This window comes from Cutibacterium equinum (assembly GCF_028021195.1).
GTDB classification, from domain to species: domain Bacteria; phylum Actinomycetota; class Actinomycetes; order Propionibacteriales; family Propionibacteriaceae; genus Cutibacterium; species Cutibacterium equinum.
Window position 1 is genome coordinate 1166773 of record NZ_CP115668.1, and the last position, 16962, is coordinate 1183734.

15 protein-coding genes and 1 pseudogene are annotated in these 16962 nt (G+C 62.8%); 11 read left to right on the plus strand and 5 right to left on the minus strand.

Annotation, left to right across the window (positions count from 1 at the left end; genetic code table 11):
• Positions 1 to 16: 16 nt before the first annotated feature.
• From gmk to rpe, 9 genes are all read left to right on the plus strand, one after another.
• Positions 17 to 616 (plus strand): guanylate kinase, encoded by a 600-nt coding sequence (gmk, locus tag O6R08_RS05335; protein ID WP_271419057.1) that lies wholly within the window; start codon positions 17 to 19, stop codon positions 614 to 616.
• Between the two features lie 20 nt (positions 617 to 636).
• The gene (gene rpoZ, locus O6R08_RS05340; RefSeq protein WP_271419058.1) at positions 637 to 984 is read left to right on the plus strand and encodes a DNA-directed RNA polymerase subunit omega; all 348 of its coding nucleotides are present in this window, start codon (positions 637 to 639) and stop codon (positions 982 to 984) included.
• Positions 985 to 996: 12 nt separating this feature from the next.
• Complete coding sequence (coaBC, locus tag O6R08_RS05345; protein WP_271419059.1) at positions 997 to 2229, plus strand: bifunctional phosphopantothenoylcysteine decarboxylase/phosphopantothenate--cysteine ligase CoaBC; 1233 nt, start codon at positions 997 to 999, stop codon at positions 2227 to 2229.
• Positions 2230 to 2269: 40 nt separating this feature from the next.
• Positions 2270 to 3463, plus strand: a complete 1194-nt coding sequence (gene metK / locus O6R08_RS05350) for a methionine adenosyltransferase (protein WP_271419060.1) — start codon at positions 2270 to 2272, stop codon at positions 3461 to 3463.
• A gap of 52 nt (positions 3464 to 3515) precedes the next feature.
• Complete coding sequence (locus O6R08_RS05355) at positions 3516 to 5525, plus strand: primosomal protein N' (RefSeq protein ID WP_271419061.1); 2010 nt, start codon at positions 3516 to 3518, stop codon at positions 5523 to 5525.
• 35 nt (positions 5526 to 5560) lie between these two features.
• Positions 5561 to 6508: a methionyl-tRNA formyltransferase gene (gene fmt, locus O6R08_RS05360; protein WP_333907911.1), complete on the plus strand. Its 948-nt coding sequence runs from the start codon at positions 5561 to 5563 to the stop codon at positions 6506 to 6508.
• The gene (locus O6R08_RS05365) at positions 6505 to 7875 is read left to right on the plus strand and encodes an RsmB/NOP family class I SAM-dependent RNA methyltransferase (RefSeq protein WP_271419062.1); all 1371 of its coding nucleotides are present in this window, start codon (positions 6505 to 6507) and stop codon (positions 7873 to 7875) included. The genes fmt and O6R08_RS05365 overlap by 4 nt, the downstream gene beginning before the upstream one ends.
• Before the next feature lie 288 nt (positions 7876 to 8163).
• Positions 8164 to 9009, plus strand: coding sequence for a CAMP factor family pore-forming toxin (locus O6R08_RS05370; RefSeq protein ID WP_271419063.1), 846 nt, complete (start codon positions 8164 to 8166; stop codon positions 9007 to 9009).
• A 311-nt stretch (positions 9010 to 9320) separates the two neighbouring features.
• Positions 9321 to 9992 (plus strand): ribulose-phosphate 3-epimerase, encoded by a 672-nt coding sequence (gene rpe / locus O6R08_RS05375; RefSeq protein ID WP_271419064.1) that lies wholly within the window; start codon positions 9321 to 9323, stop codon positions 9990 to 9992.
• 1 nt (position 9993) lies between these two features.
• On the opposite strand, the gene O6R08_RS05380 is transcribed toward rpe, so the two are convergent.
• Positions 9994 to 10800 carry a PAC2 family protein gene (locus O6R08_RS05380; protein ID WP_271419267.1) on the minus strand — a complete coding sequence of 269 codons (807 nt, stop codon included), beginning with the start codon at positions 10798 to 10800 and terminating at the stop codon, positions 9994 to 9996.
• Positions 10801 to 10865: 65 nt separating this feature from the next.
• Here O6R08_RS05380 and O6R08_RS05385 point away from each other — a divergent pair.
• Both O6R08_RS05385 and O6R08_RS05390 read left to right on the plus strand, forming a co-directional pair.
• Positions 10866 to 11088, plus strand: a pseudogene (locus tag O6R08_RS05385) (vitamin B12 dependent-methionine synthase activation domain-containing protein); the annotation flags it as partial.
• 7 nt (positions 11089 to 11095) lie between these two features.
• Positions 11096 to 12718, plus strand: a complete 1623-nt coding sequence (locus O6R08_RS05390) for an HAD-IA family hydrolase (protein ID WP_408640136.1) — start codon at positions 11096 to 11098, stop codon at positions 12716 to 12718.
• A 105-nt stretch (positions 12719 to 12823) separates the two neighbouring features.
• Here the strand turns inward: O6R08_RS05390 and O6R08_RS05395 are convergent, their stop codons facing one another.
• The 4 genes from O6R08_RS05395 to O6R08_RS05410 are packed head-to-tail and all read right to left on the minus strand — an operon-like array spanning position 12824 to position 16931.
• Positions 12824 to 13216 (minus strand): DUF3054 domain-containing protein, encoded by a 393-nt coding sequence (locus tag O6R08_RS05395; protein ID WP_271419065.1) that lies wholly within the window; start codon positions 13214 to 13216, stop codon positions 12824 to 12826.
• Positions 13213 to 15399, minus strand: coding sequence for a YhgE/Pip domain-containing protein (locus tag O6R08_RS05400; RefSeq protein ID WP_271419066.1), 2187 nt, complete (start codon positions 15397 to 15399; stop codon positions 13213 to 13215). Before O6R08_RS05400 ends, O6R08_RS05395 begins: the two co-directional genes overlap by 4 nt.
• A 3-nt stretch (positions 15400 to 15402) precedes the next feature.
• Positions 15403 to 16311, minus strand: a complete 909-nt coding sequence (locus O6R08_RS05405; protein ID WP_271419269.1) for an ATP-binding cassette domain-containing protein — start codon at positions 16309 to 16311, stop codon at positions 15403 to 15405.
• Positions 16311 to 16931 carry a TetR/AcrR family transcriptional regulator gene (locus O6R08_RS05410; RefSeq protein WP_271419067.1) on the minus strand — a complete coding sequence of 207 codons (621 nt, stop codon included), beginning with the start codon at positions 16929 to 16931 and terminating at the stop codon, positions 16311 to 16313. The genes O6R08_RS05405 and O6R08_RS05410 overlap by 1 nt, the downstream gene beginning before the upstream one ends.
• Between the last annotated feature and the right edge of the window lie 31 nt (positions 16932 to 16962).

Below are 16962 nucleotides of genomic sequence, written 5' to 3' on the forward strand. Positions count from 1 at the left end.
CCATTAGGGTGAAGTCATGAGCACCGACCCCGTCATCCCACAGGCCCGTGGCCTTCAACACAACGACCCCGTCAAGGTGGCCGTCGTTTCTGGGCCAACGGCCGTTGGCAAGGGCACGGTGGTCGGCGCACTGTTGCGCCGCCACCCTGAGATCGTGGTCTCGAGGTCGGTGACGACTCGCCCGCCTCGTCCCACCGAACGCGACGGTATCGATTACGACTTCGTGACCCCGGAGCAGTTCGATGCCCTTGTCGACGGTGACGGGTTGCTGGAGTGGGCCATCGTCCACAACAGCTATCGCTACGGCACGCCACGCAAACCCGTCGAACAAGCGGTTGCAGATGATCGCACCGTCATTCTTGAGATCGATCTCCAAGGTGCCCGCCAGGTCCGCGAGACCTATCCGCAGGCCACTCAGATCTTCCTCGCTCCGCCATCGTGGTCCGAGCTCGTGCACCGTCTCGTCGGCCGAGGCACCGAGACTCCCCAACAGCAGGAGCGTCGATTGCAGACGGCTCGCGTGGAGCTGGCGAACGCCCATGAGTTCGACGCCGTTGTCGTCAACGACACTGTGGACCATGCCGTCGCATCTCTGGTAGAGTTGTTGGGTCTATGACCACACTGGGAGGACATTCCTTGACCGAGACCACGCCTGAAGGCATCGTCAACCCGCCCATCGACCAGCTCCTCGAGCACGTCGACTCGAAGTACCGCCTCGTTCTTTTTGCCGCGAAGCGCGCCCGTCAGATCAATGCGTACTACTCGCAGTTGGCGGAGGGTCTGCTGGAGAACGTCGGCCCGCTGGTGGAAACCACCAACCAGGAGAAGCCGATTTCCATCGCCATGCGCGAGATTCAGGCTGGGGTCGTGGAGGCTCATGAGATGGACTCCGAGGAGATCGCTGCTCAGGCCGCTGCGGCCCATGAGGCCCCGGCCATCGAACTCGATGACCCCTTCGCTGACCTCGCCGATCCGACCGACTGATCCGAGTCTGCCGTGAGTGTCGTCGTCCTTGGCGTCGGAGGAGGGATCGCGGCCTACAAGGCGTGTCTGCTCTTGCGGCTCCTCTCCGAGGCTGGCCATGAGGTCCACGTCGTCCCCACCAGGGCTGCTCTCGAATTCGTGGGTCGTCCCACGTGGGAGGCGTTGAGTGGACATCCGGTCCACACCGAGGTTTTCGACGACGTGCCCGGCGTCGAGCACATTCGCTTGGCTGAGCGTGCTGACGTGGTCGTCGTGGCCCCAGCGACCGCCGATCTCATGGCACGCATTGCTGGTGGTCACGCCGACGACCTCTTGACGACGACGATTCTCGCCACGTCCGCGCCGGTTCTGTTGGCTCCCGCCATGCATACCGGCATGTGGCACAATCCGGCCACCATCGACAATGTCGCGACCCTTCGCCGTCACGGCGTCGTCGTCAAGGATCCGGCTTCCGGGCGACTCACCGGCAAGGATTCTGGGCCGGGGCGTTTGCCTGATCCTGCCGAGATTGCCGAATTCGTCGAGTTGTTGCTGGTTTGCCCGGATGCTGCCGAGGCGCTGTGTCGTCAAGATTTTTCCGGCAAACGCTTCGTCATCTCGTTGGGGGGCACCCGCGAGGCCATCGACCCCGTGCGATACCTCGGGAACTCCTCGTCGGGACGCATGGGGCGAGCCATCGCTGTGCTGGCGGCTGCTCGAGGCGCGGACGTTCACGTCGTCGCAGCCCACACCGATGTCGCCATGCCGTCATGCGTTGACGTCACTCGAATCGACAGCACCGAGGATTTGGCTCAGGTCATGGATGACCTGGCACCAGGGGCCGACGTCGTCATCCAAGCCGTTGCTGCCGCCGATTTCGCGCCGGTGGCGGCCGGCGTCAAGATCAAGAAACACGAGGGGGACTCCGCCGTCGGCGCTACGACCTCCCTCGAACTCCACCAGACTCCCGACGTCCTGGCCCGAATCAGTGCCCAACCAGTACCGCATCGGGTCGTCGTCGGGTTTGCCGCCGAGACGGCACCTGATCGTGCCCAGCTCCTGGAGCTGGCGCAGGCCAAACTCGCCCGCAAGGGATGCGACCTTCTGGTCGTTAATGATGTGAGCGAGGGAAAGGTGTTCGGCAAGGTCGGCACCGACGTCACCGTGGTCCACCAGCAGGGGCCCGGTCGACGTGTCACCGGATCGAAGTCGCAGGCCGCACTGGCCATCCTCGACGAGGTCCACACGCTGCTGGCATCCAAGTAATGCAATGCGCGGCTTGTGGCCGCGCGGACAGGAACCAACCATGCCCACTCGTCTGTTCACATCCGAATCGGTGACGGAAGGCCATCCCGACAAGATTGCTGACGCGATCTCCGACGCCGTCCTCGATGCTCTCCTTGCCGAGGATCCCCACTCCCATGCAGCCGTGGAAACTGTCGTGACGACCGGTCAGGTGATGGTCTGCGGTGAGGTCACCACTGAGGCCTATGTCGACATCGCCGGAATTGCTCGTTCCCGCATTCTCGACATCGGTTATGACTCTTCGGCCAAGGGCTTCGACGGTGCCTCCTGTGGCGTCTCGGTCGCGATTGACGCCCAGAGCCCCGACATTGCCCAGGGAGTGACCTCAGCCTACGAAACTCGGCATGGTTCCACTGACCTTGTCGACGCTCAGGGAGCTGGCGACCAGGGCCTGATGTTCGGATACGCCTGCACCGAGACCCCCTCCCTCATGCCCCTTCCGATCGACATGGCTCACGCCCTGTCCCTGCAGCTGACCAAGGTTCGCAAGGAGGGCGCGCTGGACTACCTGTGCCCCGATGGCAAGACCCAGGTGACGATCCGTTATGACGAGAACGACAAGCCAGTGGCGGTGGACACTGTGGTCGTTTCCAGCCAGCATCGTGACGGCGTCGACATCGACGCGACGATGACTCCAGATCTGCGTCGCCTGGTCATTGCCCCGGTGCTCGAACGTTACGACCTGGATCACACCGACATGAGGGTTCTGGTCAACCCGACAGGCAAATTCGTCATTGGCGGACCCATGGGTGATGCCGGTCTGACTGGTCGCAAGATCATCGTCGATACCTACGGTGGCATGGCCCGCCACGGTGGCGGTGCCTTCTCTGGCAAGGACCCCTCCAAGGTCGACCGTTCCGCTGCCTACGCCATGCGCTGGGTGGCCAAGAATGTCGTCGCCGCAGGGTTGGCCGACCGGTGCGAGTGCCAGGTGGCGTACGCCATCGGCGCCGCACGTCCGGTGGGTCTGCGCATCGACACCTTCGGGACCAACCACGTTCCCGAGGTCGCGATCGAGCGCGCTGTGACAGAGGTGTTCGACCTTCGTCCCGGCGCGATCATCAGGGACCTCGACCTGCTTCGCCCGATCTATTCCCAGCTGGTGGCCGGAGGCCATTTCGGACGCGAGCTGCCCGGCGTCACCTGGGAGAAGACGGACCGTGCCGACGCCTTGGCCGCGACTGCTGGTCATTGACGGAACACACTTCGCCGCAACCTCGTCGGTGGTGAGCCGTAGCATCTGACCCATGACCGAACCACTGCTGGAGACGACCTCGTGGATTGCCCATGTCGTCGTCTCCTCTGGTTTGGCCCACCTTGACCGCCCCTTCGACTACCTCATCCCTGATGACCTCGTCGATCGGGTCACGGTGGGTGTGCGGGTGCGGGTGAAACTCGCGGGACGGCTGTGTGACGGCATTGTGGCGGCTGTCGATCACGACCAGGAACCAGGGGTCAAGCTCTCCCCGGTCGTCACCCTGGTCTCCGAGCAGGTGGTGTCGACCCCAGACCAGCTGAGGCTGTCACGCGCGGTGGCCGATCACTGGGCCGGCACCCTCGACGAGGTGTTGAGGTGGGCCATTCCGACCCGTCACGCGACGACAGAGGCGGCCGACCCGCCACCGTGGCCCACACCATCGGCGACGATGCCCTCGGGCGCCTTGCGTGCGCTGGCTGACGGACGTCATTTCCTCGACGTGGTGGCAGCCGGCGAACGGCCCAGGGCCCATTGGCGGGTCACGCCGGTGAGTGGACCGGGAGATGACGAAGGTCTGGGGGATTGGGCCACTGGCCTGTTACAGGCCGTCTGTGCTGCCCTGGCCTCCGGGCGCACTGCCATCGTGTGCTGCCCGACGGTGGAGGCCGTCAGCACCCTCCATTCCAGGTTCGAAGCGGTTCTGGGAGCTGGAACGGTGGCCGTCCTTCATGCTGATCAGCCGGCGTCGACGAGGTGGCGCCACTATCTGGCCGTCATTCGGGGCATGGCCAAGGTTGTCATCGGCACCAGGTCAGCCGTCATGGCCCCCATCGCGAATCTTGGACTGGTCGCAGTGTGGGACGAGGGCTCCGACCTGCATGACGAACCGCGAGCTCCTTATCTGAACACCCGTGATGTCGCTGCTCTGAGGGCCCAGACCGACCACTGCGCCCTGCTCCTGGCCAGCTATTCCTGCTCAGTGCGCAGCGCGTCGTGGTTGGGGTCGGGCTGGCTGGTCGGCATCCGGGCAGACCGTCAGACGACACGATCGGTGTGCGCGCCGGTACGCGTCCCAGGTGATTCCGACATCGCCTTGGAACGCGATCCCCTGGCCCGATCGGTCCGGCTGCCTGATCTGGCCATGACGACGATCCGTGACGGGTTGATGCGTGGACCGGTGCTGGTGTCGGTGCCTCGAGTCGGCGATTTGGTGTCGCCGTCCTGTTCGCGGTGTCGGACTCCGGTGAGGTGTCCATCCTGTGGCGGTCCGGTGACAGGGCGACGTACTGACATCGGGGTCGACCTGCAGTGCACGTGGTGCGGCACCGGGCTACCTGGGTGGCATTGTCGCGGGTGCGGCTCGACTGACGTGAGGTCGGGAATTGTCGGTGCGACGACGACAGCCGCGGAATTGGGCCGCTCTTTCCCGAAGGTGCCCGTCGTCGATTCCTCAGGACACCACGTACGAGACAGCGTCGACTCAGCCCCACGGCTCGTCGTGGCCACACCGGGAGCCGAGCCCGTGGCCGAATCGGGATACTCCTGCGCCGTCATCCTCGACGCGGTGTCCTCCCTGTCCCGACCAGGGCTGTCGGCGGTGGAACAGACCGTTGACCGTTGGATGGCGATCCTGGCCCTCGTCAGGTCAGTTCGCGATGGCGGGCGAGCGGTCATCGTTGGCCCCTCCGAGGTTGCCGCAGTGCAGGCCATGGTCCGCAACGATCCCGTCGGCTGGGCCAGCCGCGAACTCGATGACCGGCACGAGGCCCGGTTTCCACCGGCGATTCCCTGTGGACTTGTCGACGGTGATCCGCACGCGGTGGCCCTGGCCCTCGAGCGACTGACCGAGGACATGGGCAACGAGCTGGAGGTGCTGGGACCCGCCCCCCAGCCTCACCGAACTGGCGACAGCGAACGTCACCGGATCATCGTGCGTCCGGCGGGTCGACTCTCCGTCGGTCAGTTGTCCTCGGCGTTGTTCCGTCTACGTTGCAAGCACACCATGAACCACGAACTCGGTAGTCTGCGCGTCGTCATCGATCCGGTCCATCTGCTGTGAGGCCAGGGGCGTTGTCCGGCCGATAGGCTGAAGGGGTGAAATTACTGTTCGCTGGCACCCCGGACGTGGCCGTCCCCACTCTGACGGCCCTTGTTGACGACCCGCGCCATGAGGTCGTTGCCGTCCTGACCCGGCCTGACGCTGCGGTCGGACGGCACCGAACACCGCGTCCGTCCCCAGTCGGGAAAGCTGCCGATGATCTCGGCATTCCGGTCATCAAGGCATCCAGCGTGAAGCGTGCCCCGGGCCACGACGCCGTCGCATCCCTCGACATTGATGCCGCCGTCGTGGTCGCTTATGGCGGTCTGGTTCCTGCCGATCTGCTGGCCGGGCCGCGCCATGGCTGGATCAACCTGCATTTTTCCCTGCTGCCACGCTGGAGGGGCGCTGCCCCGGTGCAGCGGGCCATCATGGCTGGCGATGTTGAGACAGGTGCCTGCGTCTTCCAGCTGGTCGAAGACCTCGACGCCGGACCGGTGTATCGCTGTCTGACAGTGCCGATCGGGGAGACGACGACGGCCGGCGAACTCCTGGACGAGTTGGCTGACAGCGCCACCCTGTTGGTGCTCCAAACCCTCGATGACATTGAGGCCGGCGTCCCCCCGATTCCTCAGCCAACTGAAGGAGTGACGACCGCCCCGCAGATTCATCCCGATGACGTTCGCATTGATCTGACGGCTTCGGGCGAGCAGATCGATCATCTGGTCCGTGGCGCATCCCCGGCTCCAGGAGCGTGGGCGGAACTCGAAGGCAAACGTTTCAAGGTGCTACGCACCCGCTGCCTTGGCCCCGACGCGACAGTCCCCGACACCGTGGCGCAGGCCCAACCGGGCCAGCTCGTCGCCACCCGAAAGCAGCTCTTCCTCGGCACGGCCTCACGTCCTCTCGAGCTGTTGCAGGTCCAGCCTTTCGGCAAGAAGGTCATGGATGGTGCGGCTTGGGCGCGAGGCGCCGGTATCGATGCCGGAACCAGGCTGCGATGACTCAGCGTCCGCATCAGAAACGTCGCAAGGCTGATCCGGCGCGACGACTGGCGTACACCGCGTTGCTGGCGGTCGAGACTCGGGGTGCCTATGCCAATCTCGCCCTGGCTGACCAGTTGCGGGCCACCAACATGACTGGTCGTGACGCGGCGTTCGCGACCGAGCTCGTCGACGGTACCTCTCGGGGATCGGGTACCTGGGACCGCATCATTGCGTCCGCGTCCGGGCGCGACCCAGCCAAACTCCAGCCGGGAGTACGCGTGATCCTGCGCATGGCGGCACACCAGATCCTTGCCATGAGGGTACCCACCCGGGCTGCTGTGGCATCGTCGGTTGACCTGGCCGGTCAGGTCGTCGGGGAACGGGTGACCGGTCTTGTCAACGCGGTGTCCCGACGTATCAGCACCCACAGCCTTGAGGAATGGGCCAAGGAGATTGGTGGGAATGACAGCCTTGACGTCATGGCCCTGCGGGCCCTGCATCCGACGTGGATCGTCAAGGCCTTCCAGGATCGTCTTGGAAGTGACGAGGTGGAGGCAGGCCTGCTGGCCGACAACGAGGCGCCGGTCCCGACCCTCGTCATTCGTCCTGGCCTGGCCGATCGTCAGGAGCTTCTCGGCGATGGCGGGACTGCGACTGCGTACTCGCCATGGGGAGTACGGCGACCAGGCAATCCCGCCGACCTCGACGCCATCCGGCAGGGACGTGCCGGGGTCCAGGATGAGGGATCCCAGCTCGTCGTCCTGGCGCTGCTGAGGGCGGCCCAAGCTCACGGTGCATTCGGCCAATGGCTCGACCTGTGCGCCGGACCCGGTGGTAAATCGGCACTGCTTGCTGGTCTGGCGGCTCAGCACGATTCCTCTCTGACCGCCATTGAACTTCATCAGCACCGGGCTGAGCTCGTGCAACAGGCACTGGCACCGATTCCAGGTATTCATCGGGTGGTCACCGCTGACGCAACAAATCCTCCCGTGCCGTCACAGTCGTTCGACCTCGTGCTGGCTGACGTGCCCTGCTCTGGGCTGGGTTCACTGCGGCGGCGCGCTGAGTCGCGGTGGCGTCGCACCCCTTCCGACGTCAAGGAACTGACAGTCCTTCAGCGCCGTCTGCTGACCTCGGCGGTGAACCTCACCAAGCCCGGCGGAGTCATCGGGTACGTCACTTGTTCGCCTCACCGCGCCGAGACCGTCGACATCATGGATTTCGCGCAACGCAATCTGCCTGTTGACCTCCTCGACGCCCCGGCTATGATTCCCGAGGTTCCCAACACTGCTGCTCGTGGTAATGCGCGCATGATCCAGCTGTGGCCCCACCGTCACGGCACCGATGCCATGTTCTGCGCATTGTTGCGTATACGCGACAAGTGAGGAATGCGATTATCAGGTATATGTGTGGCCGAAGGATGTCACCCGACATCTCCCAGGATCAGAAACAGCCCGGTCCACGCTGACGTCGGCAGCAGCCTTGATGCGCATGGTCCTCGACACCCTATGGTGGACAAAAGTTAGCTCTCGTCGTCCTGCGGAGTCCTTTGGTACACACGTAGGTGGCTTTTTGGGGGATATCCCGGCTTTGGCATTCTCAGCACGTGGTCTCGCCTGCGATGGTGATGTTGTCCGAGGTCGCGGACAAGTCGCTCTAACCAGGAGAATCTCATGAGGATCAAGTTGATCGCCGCCCCACTGGTTGCCGGTGCCATGCTGGCTCCAGCCGCTCTTTCCACCCCCGCGGCTCACGCTGCCGTGCCGGCTGTTTCCACCGTGTCGAGTAATACCTCTGATGCACACGCATTGCTCGGCGATGTCATTGATCGTATTGACTCGCTGACCAATGATCTCAAGGACGCCAAGGCCTCTATGTCTCCCAAGGAGGTCATTGATACCATTTCGGACCTCCTGAAGCAGGCCAAGGCTCTCAAGGCTCAGCTTGAGAAGGTCATCAAGGGAGTCACCCTCCTCGTCAAGTCGATTCCGGCTCGTGTCGAGTTGTTCCTGGCTATGTGCGACACCACGCACACCGCAACTCTCACCATTCAGGACAAGGTGCAGAACGCGCATACTGTCGTGTTCGATGAGATTGCCCACGCCATCAACGTGCTGATCTCCCTTGACTCCACCCCCGCGCAGTTGACCGACGAGGTGGCTGCACTCAACAAGGCTCTCGCTACAGCTCAGGCCATGCCCGACCTCAAGCCGAACGATGTTGCCACCAAGTTCGTGCGTGCCAAACTGGGACGCTTGATGTCGCAAGTTCGGTTTGACCGTAACACGTGCGTCACCAAGTACAAGGACCACGACACCGTCCGTCTGCTCAATCGTGCCATCGACAGGGCTGGGCTTGTCCGGGGTAACGCATGGGTGCGGGTCTCCGAAGTCGACCAGGCCATGAAGGACCTCGAGGCCGCCTACCAGGATGCCCTCAAGGCCCCGAACAAGGAGAACGCCCCGGCCTCGCCATCCGTCTGCATGCCGGCTGCCAATGCTCCGGTAACTTTCGCCTGATACCAATGATCGATCATCAGGACCACGCTGGTGGTCCTGATGATCGTTCTATGTGTGGCTGGTCATGTCAGTCGTGATCAACGTCCTTCCCACATCCGGGACAAAGACGTGAGTCGTAGTCGTCACCGATGGACGATGGGGACGCCAAGATATTGGTGATGCATCGACAGGATATTGCGGACGTCCACCCTCATGACGGTTACTGAAGTGGCCACCGTTCAGGGGCCGTGCAGCGCGACATGTCGCGGTCCTGACGTCGTGGCGAGGAGAGTCTTTCTCCGCGTCCCGTTACGACCCTCTAGGCTGACAGCATGACAGTTCGCATCACACCGTCAATTCTCAACGCTGACCTGGCCAATCTTGCTGACGAGGTGGCGCGAATCCCGTCTGCCGACGGCCTTCACATCGACGTCATGGACGGCCATTTCGTGCCGAACCTTGTCATGGGAGCGCCCTTTGTGGCATCCCTGCGCCCGACCACCGATCTCATGTTCGACGTCCACCTCATGATCGAGGATCCCGACAGGTGGGCACCGCACTATGTTGAGGCCGGCGCCCAGTCGGTGACTTTCCACTTGGAGGCTGCCACCGCACCGATCAAGCTCGCCCGCGAACTCCGGGCGATGGGAGCACGGGCATCCGTGGCGCTGCGTCCGGCGACACCTATTGAGCCGCTCGCCGATTTCCTGACCGAGTTCGATCAGATTCTCCTCATGACCGTTGAACCTGGATTCGGTGGCCAGACATTCCTCGACCCGGTGCTTGCCAAGATCCGTCGGGCACGCAAGCTCATTGACGCATCCGGGGCTGACATCTGGTTGCAGATTGATGGTGGGGTTTCGGCAGACACCATCGAGCGCGCTGCCGAGGCCGGTGCTGACACCTTCGTGGCGGGTTCTGCCGTGTACCGATCCGATGACCCGGACCAGGTGGTCACCTCCCTGCGCAGTCAGGCTCAGGCCGCCCAGGGGTGCGGCCACTGATTCAGCTACCGCGATGACGTAGATAGGACTGGAACTCCACAGCCAGGACGTCTCCGGTGAGCCCTTCGGGCAGGGCGGCGTCCTGTTCGGTCTCCAAGGCCGCGACGTATTCGGCCAGATCGGGATGTTCCGACAGGGCCTCGTTGATAGCCTCGCCCCAATCCCGCTTGTCCTCCTCCAGACCAACTTGCGGCACAGCGATTCCGGTGAGTTCCTCAATTCGGACCAGGAGGGACTGCACAGCCGGAGGGCAGGGAGATTCGCAGGCGTATTGCGGCACTCCGACCCACAGACCGACGGCATTGAATCCGAGATGTCGAGCCTGGATCACCAGGACGAAGGGGATGCCTGTCGGGCCGTCGTACTCGAGCTTTTCTGCTCCCAGAGTGCTGACGAGGTCGGGGTCGGTCGTGGAGACCATGACCGGCAACTGCCGGGTGTGGGCGACGTCGGTGGCCATCGCGCCGAGCACGACAAGACCGGCTGGCTTGAGCTTGCGCAGTCGTCGAAGCAGACGGAAACAGTAGGTCCGCCAGTGCAGACTCGGTTCCGGGCCGGTGACGACGACGATCGGCTGACCTTGCCAGTTACCGATGCGGATCGTCGTGCGGGGCCAATTGACGATTTCGACGTCATTCATGACGGTGATGGCAGGACGGGTCTGACGGAAGTCGTTGAACTCCTCGCAGTCGATCGTCCGCCAGGTTTTCGCCTCGGAATACTCAGCCAGGAGGAGCGCCGCTTGGGTGGCAGCCGAGCCCGCGTCGTTCCAGCCGCTGAAGGCCACCACGACCCATGGTCGGTCCATGTGTCGAAATCGCATGTTCCCAAGGCTAGCCCGACCCCTGGTCCGGAACCCAGATACCGGGGGTGGACGTCACCGAGGCCACCGATAACCGGACCCAGTGCGGCTGACGGTACAGTTTTGGGTACGCTGCCTGCCCGAACCTCCCAGGACAGGGCCAAGGTGGTGAAACTGCTCGACCCGGCGAGGATCGGTGCGCGGCTGTCGATGGAGTTCCAGCTTCATCTCGAACAGTCCACCGACTCCTTCGTCATCCATCACCCGGAGGCCAACCATTTCCACGCCACGTGAGACGTCCTTGCACACCTCGACCGCTGACCGTTTTTCGGCGGTGCTGTGGGACTTCGACGGGACCCTCGTCGACACAGAGCCGCGATGGGCCGAGGCAGAACTGGCGATTCTGGCCTCGCATGGAATCGCGTGGGATTCGGAGAAGGCCAGTAGCTTCACGGGCAGACCGATGATTCACGTCTGTGAGGCCATGGCTTCACAGATCGGAGAGTCGGTGACCGTCGATGACGTGCGTCATCAACTCCTCACGATGGTCTCGACCTTCAATCGGGAGCGCGATGTGCCATGGTGTCCGGGAGTGCTGGACCTGCTGACCCAGATCCGCCAGGCCGGTATCCCCATGGCCATCGTCACAGGATCGCCGCGCGCTGTCGTCGAGCCGGTGCTTGAGGCCATGCGCGAGGGTATTGGCAACCCCTTCGACACTGTCGTGACCGCCGATGATGTCACTGAGGACACGGCCAAACCGGCTCCAGGCCCGTATCTGCTGGCCGCCGAGAGACTTGGCGTCGACATCGCCAACTGTCTGGTGATCGAGGATTCCCCTGCGGGGACAACCTCAGCGACGACCGCCGGGGCTGCGGTGCTCACCGTGGACGGACTGGCTGAGGTCGGACCCGGCCCACGGCGTGTTCACCGTCCCAATCTGGCTGGCCTGTCGCTGGCTGACATGATCACCTTGTGGCACCTGGCCGACGAGCCTGCAGCCCCGGTGGCCAATGGTGGCGGTGGAGTCCTGCGGGCTGGGGAACGGATCACCCTCACCGATCCCAAGGGGCGCAAACACTCGATCGTCCTGCAGTCGGGTGGCATCTTCCACACCACCAAGGGTGCGGTGCGCCACGACGACCTCATTGGTGGGCCTCAGGGAGTCGTCGTCACCTCCGTCGGCGGCCTGGAGTTCCTGGCCATGCGGCCGATTCTCAGCGAGTTCACCGTCTCGATGCCGCGCGAGGCCGCCATCATTTATCCCAAGGAGGCCGCCCAGATCACGATGTGGGCCGACATCTTCCCCGGGGCCCGAGTACTCGAGGCGGGAGTCGGGTCGGGCGGACTGTCGATCCCACTGCTGCGCGCCATCGGGCCGAATGGACGCCTGTATTCCTACGAGAGGCGTCAGGAGTTCGCTGACGTCGCACGCAAGAACGTTGAATCCTTCTATGGTGAGGTGCCGTCCACCTGGGACCTCAACGTGTGTGACCTCGTGGCCGGCATCACGTCCGAGCCGATTGACCGCGCCATCCTCGACATGCTCGCCCCGTGGGAGTGCGTCGAGACGGTTGGCAAGGTGTTGGTTCCGGGCGGAGTGCTGTGCTGCTATGTCGCCACCACAACTCAGATGGGTCTGGTCATGGACACCCTCCGTGCCGACGGTGGGTGGACCGAGCCTCAAGCCACCGAGACCACGACCCGGGACTGGCACGCTGAGGGGCTGGCCATTCGTCCGGCTCACGGTACGACGGGCCACACCGGCTTCCTCGTCATCTCGCGGCGTCTTGCTCCTGGCGTGACGGCACCGATACGCAAGCGTCGCCCTGCTCCGGGTGCTTACGGGCCTGACTACCACGGCCCTCGGCCACGCAACATCACCGAGCACGACCAGTGGCGCTTGCCGAAGGAGGAGAAGTGACACATGGGGGCCGCTGACCACGGCGGGGTCGTGTAGCCGAGGATCTCAACGTCACGAGTCAGTCACGCCTGGGGCCGGTGGATCATGTCCACCGGCCCCAGGCCGTCACGCTCGCCGTCCCTTACGTCGTGCTGCTGTGATCCACATCGTCACAGCTCGCCAACCGATGAGGGTGAGAGCCAGGAAGCCTGCCGTCACGAGGATGAAGGAGACGGCCACTCCCTGGTGCGTGAAGTGGCGAACCGCCATTCCCACGATGAGGGTCGATGCCCACACAACCAGTCCAGCCACCCAGCGCTGTGCTGGGACACGAGCCATCACGACGATCACCCAACCGACGGTCAGCCCCAGTACGAAGGGAGTGCATGTTCGCAACAGACCGCCGGGGGAGAGAGGTTCTCCATGGCTGGCCCGTCCAATCGTCGCGAAGAGGACCACGCAGAAGATGTCGGCGAGGAGAGCACGGCGCACTGCGGGAGACGCCATGTCGTTGCTCATCGCGGCCTCACCGAGAAGGCGAAGTCAGCCGTGGACGTCGAGGTGATCATCGGCGGGTGCAGGTCACGCATGCGGAACAGCTTGTGACGATGGACGAGGGCCAACGTGATGATTGTCGAGATGATGAGGATGGCACCCTGGACGGCGAACCCAAGCGCCATCGTCGACATCGGTCCACCTGAGATAAGGACGCGGAAGGCGTCAACGGAGTACTTCATGGGCATGACGACGGCCAGCTTTTGATAGACCGACGGCAGCATCGTCACGGGGAAGGTTCCGCCACATGTCGGCAGCTGGAGCACCAGGAGGATGAGGAAGATGGCTGTCTGTGGCGAGCCGAAGATGAGTCGCATCCAGAAGGCCAGCATCATCCATGACAGTGATGTCAGCGTGACGAAACCGATGAAGTACCAGGGATGAACCGGGTCGAGACCCAGGGAGAACCAGACGCCGAATGCCATGATGTAAGCACCGAGAAGGGCAATCACGGCCAGTGGTCCGAACCCAACCAATGCGATCGACAAGGCGTTGGCCCTACCAGTCATGGCGCGACCGGAGAAGGTGCGCACGACGAGGAAGGTCGAGATGCAGGCAATCCACATGGCGATGGAGAAGAACATCGGAGCCAGACCACGACCGTAGTACTTCGCGGAGTGTTGGATGGTCTGTTCGACGTCGACCGGGGAGCTCATGACGTTGGCCAGGTTGGTGCGTTCGTTGTCGGTCATACCAGGAATCTTCTTGGCGCCGCTGTCAAGGCCATCATGGAGCTGTGTTGCTCCCTTTGACAGGGCGTCGGATCCGGCCTTGAGCTGACCCAGACCATTGCTCAACTGCATGACGCCAGAGGCAATCTCGGGGGCCTTCGCGGTGAAGTCGCGTCCGGCATCGGTGGCGTTGTTGACTGCCTTGTTGAGATCCTTGGTAGCCGAATCAGCGGTGTCCATGGCGCCGTTGATCTCGTCGAGGCCATTGTTGACCTGCTGCGCGTCGGCGTTGAGACGATTCAGTGCAGTCTTGGCATTGTCGGCCAGGGTGTCAGCATTCTGCTGATTGAGGCTCAGATTGAGGCCAGCCGAGACATTTGCCACGGTCGCGATATTGGACGACACGGTGGTCGTCGATTTTGTGGCGCCGCTGATGTTATGGACCAATGCGATGTAGTCAGGATCGTTGGCAAGTTCAGGGTGCTTGGCAACAAGAGCCGATGCCTTGCTGGCTGCCCCGTTCACGTCGCGTTGAATCGTGACGACAGAATCTCCATTGGGGTTCTGGAGGGTCGCCGTCGCGGAGACGAGATTACCGGCCTGTTTCTGCAAGGCGGGAAGGTTCTTCGTCACGTTGTTGATGAGCGGAATCATGGCCGAATTGATGGCCTGGGTGTCGGCCATGACGTTTTGCGCAGCGCCGGTCATGGCCTGGGCTCCCACTCGAGTCTGGCTGACGGCCATCGACGTCTTGGCCGCTGCCGAATCGGCGTTTGCCAGAGCCGAATTCACCTTGTTGACGGTTTCGGTGGAGTCACCGACGGCCTTGGTGGCCCCCAGGACCTTGGTATTCATCTCATTGACACCAGCATCGAGGGTCTTCATGCCATTGTCGAGTGTTGCTGACCCGTCAGATGCTTTGGTCAATGCCTCCTTGATGGTACCCAGATTGACGAAGAGTGCGTTGAAATAGGTCTCGGAGACACTTTGGTCCAGGGCCTGTTCCAGGGCTGTCTGAACCTGCGAGGTCAACAGGCCGATGATGAATCCGTTGGCGTCATCACGGTGAAGTTTGAGTGTGGCCCGAGCTGGTTTGAAGTCGCCGGCCGACACAATGCTCGCCGAGAAGTTCTCGGGTACCTCGATGACCATGAAGTAATCGGCGTCGCGAAGGCCCTGATAGGCCTTGTCATCGTCAGTGCCGAGGAACTGCCAGTCGAATCGAGGATTCTTCTTCAGCGTGTTCTGGAACTCTTTGCCGCCCTCGACGCTCCGGCCCCCGAACGTAGCTGGCTTGTCATGATTGACGATCGCGATCTTGATCTTGTCGGTATTGGAATAAAGATCCCAGTTGGCATGTAGGTAAATGCCACCGTACAACAGTGGAATGATGAGAATGAAGATGAGTCCGAGCTTGGAGCGTCCTTTGAAACGCCGGAACTCGAATTGTACGAGTCTGATAAAACGAGTCAGCATGCGTTATCTCCGAGGGGAGTCATCGGGGCGGTCATTTTCCGTTGGTGGGTCGGTCTCGGGTTCTTCATCGGGCACGGGGTCAAGTGGGGTGTCATCCACAGGTTCTGCGTCCTCCTCGTCATTCGCGAGAGGAATTTGCGTCACCTCCGGGGCCTCCGGGTCATGGGACGTGCCGTCGGTATCCTTGTCCCCATGAATGTCGGTCACCGCTCGGCCTCGGTTGTGGGCCGGCAATCTGACGTCGAGGGACCCGGGCGGGGCCATGTCGTCATCCACTGTCGCAGCGATGATGGTCGAGGCGTCGAGCTCGGTGAGCTTCGAGAACAATTCGAACAACAATCGCTGTTGGTTGTGTGGCACCATGACGTCGGCATCGTCGATGACGACAACCTTGGTCTCCCTCAGCATGGCCAGAGCCACTGACGCCACAGCACGCTCAATGGCTTCGAGCTGCTCGAACTCTCGGGATCGGTCAATGCGAAAACCAACGATTTCCTCGATCTGACGCACCCTGCTCTCGGCTGTCTTGAGGTTGACGGCGTCAAGGTGGCAGCGTTCGGCAACGGATTCGTTGAGGGTCAGGCGATCTTCGGGAACAACGTAATCGGCGATACGAGCCACGGATGTGCGTTGAATGGCGCGATAGGGCTCGGCCATTGCGTCAATGCCGTCAATGACCAGGGTTCCGCGCGTCCTGCGGAATCGTCCACACAAGGCCAGCAGCAAGGCTGACTTTCCGGCGCCAGCCGGGCCGTGAATGACGGCGAGCTGACGCGGCGCGAGGTCCATGTCGAGAGGCCCGAAGATCATCCCTTGCCGCCCCTGGGCGGTCAGGTCGCGGGCGTGGAGCACCACTCCCGAGGCGTCCTCGAGGGCCTGGGTGTCGACCGGAGGACGTTTCGAGGAACGTATCACTGAAGGAACCCCCTGATTGAACGTTCGATGACATCGGTTATGACCTGCTGGTCGATGACTGCACTCGCAGCGGAGTATTCCAGAGCGAGCACGTTGACCAAGCTGAGGACGACCACTGCGAGACTGCGAGGATTGGCTGCCTCGGTGGATTCGATACGGTCGAGAGCACCGTACTGTGTTGTCGACTCCACCAGTTGAGCGATCCGCTGTTGCTGCAGTTTCGCGTAGGCCGCCCCGATCTCCTCGTCCCGCAGAGCCAGAGCGCGGAACTCAGCCAGAGCCACCTGCCACGGGGCATCCTCCAAGAGAATTTCCGTGAGCTTCTTGCTGATCTGCCTCATGGTCTCGTCAGGATCCTCACCGCTTGACAATATGGGGGAGAGGGCATCGACGACGTCCCTCTCGCCACTGGCAAGTCTTTCGGCGCACACCTGCCCGAACAGATCGGGCTTGGATCCGAAGTTGGAGTACACGGCTCCCTTGGTGAATCCGGCATCCGATGCGATCCGACGCAGGCTGGCGCCGGCATAGCCGTCCCGTTCAAAGTTTTCGGTGGCGGCGGCGAGTATGCGATTTCTCACCTCATCGTGATGAGGCCTTTCCACTGCGGTGGGCATCACAAGTTGTCGTCCTTCAGATGAGCATGGG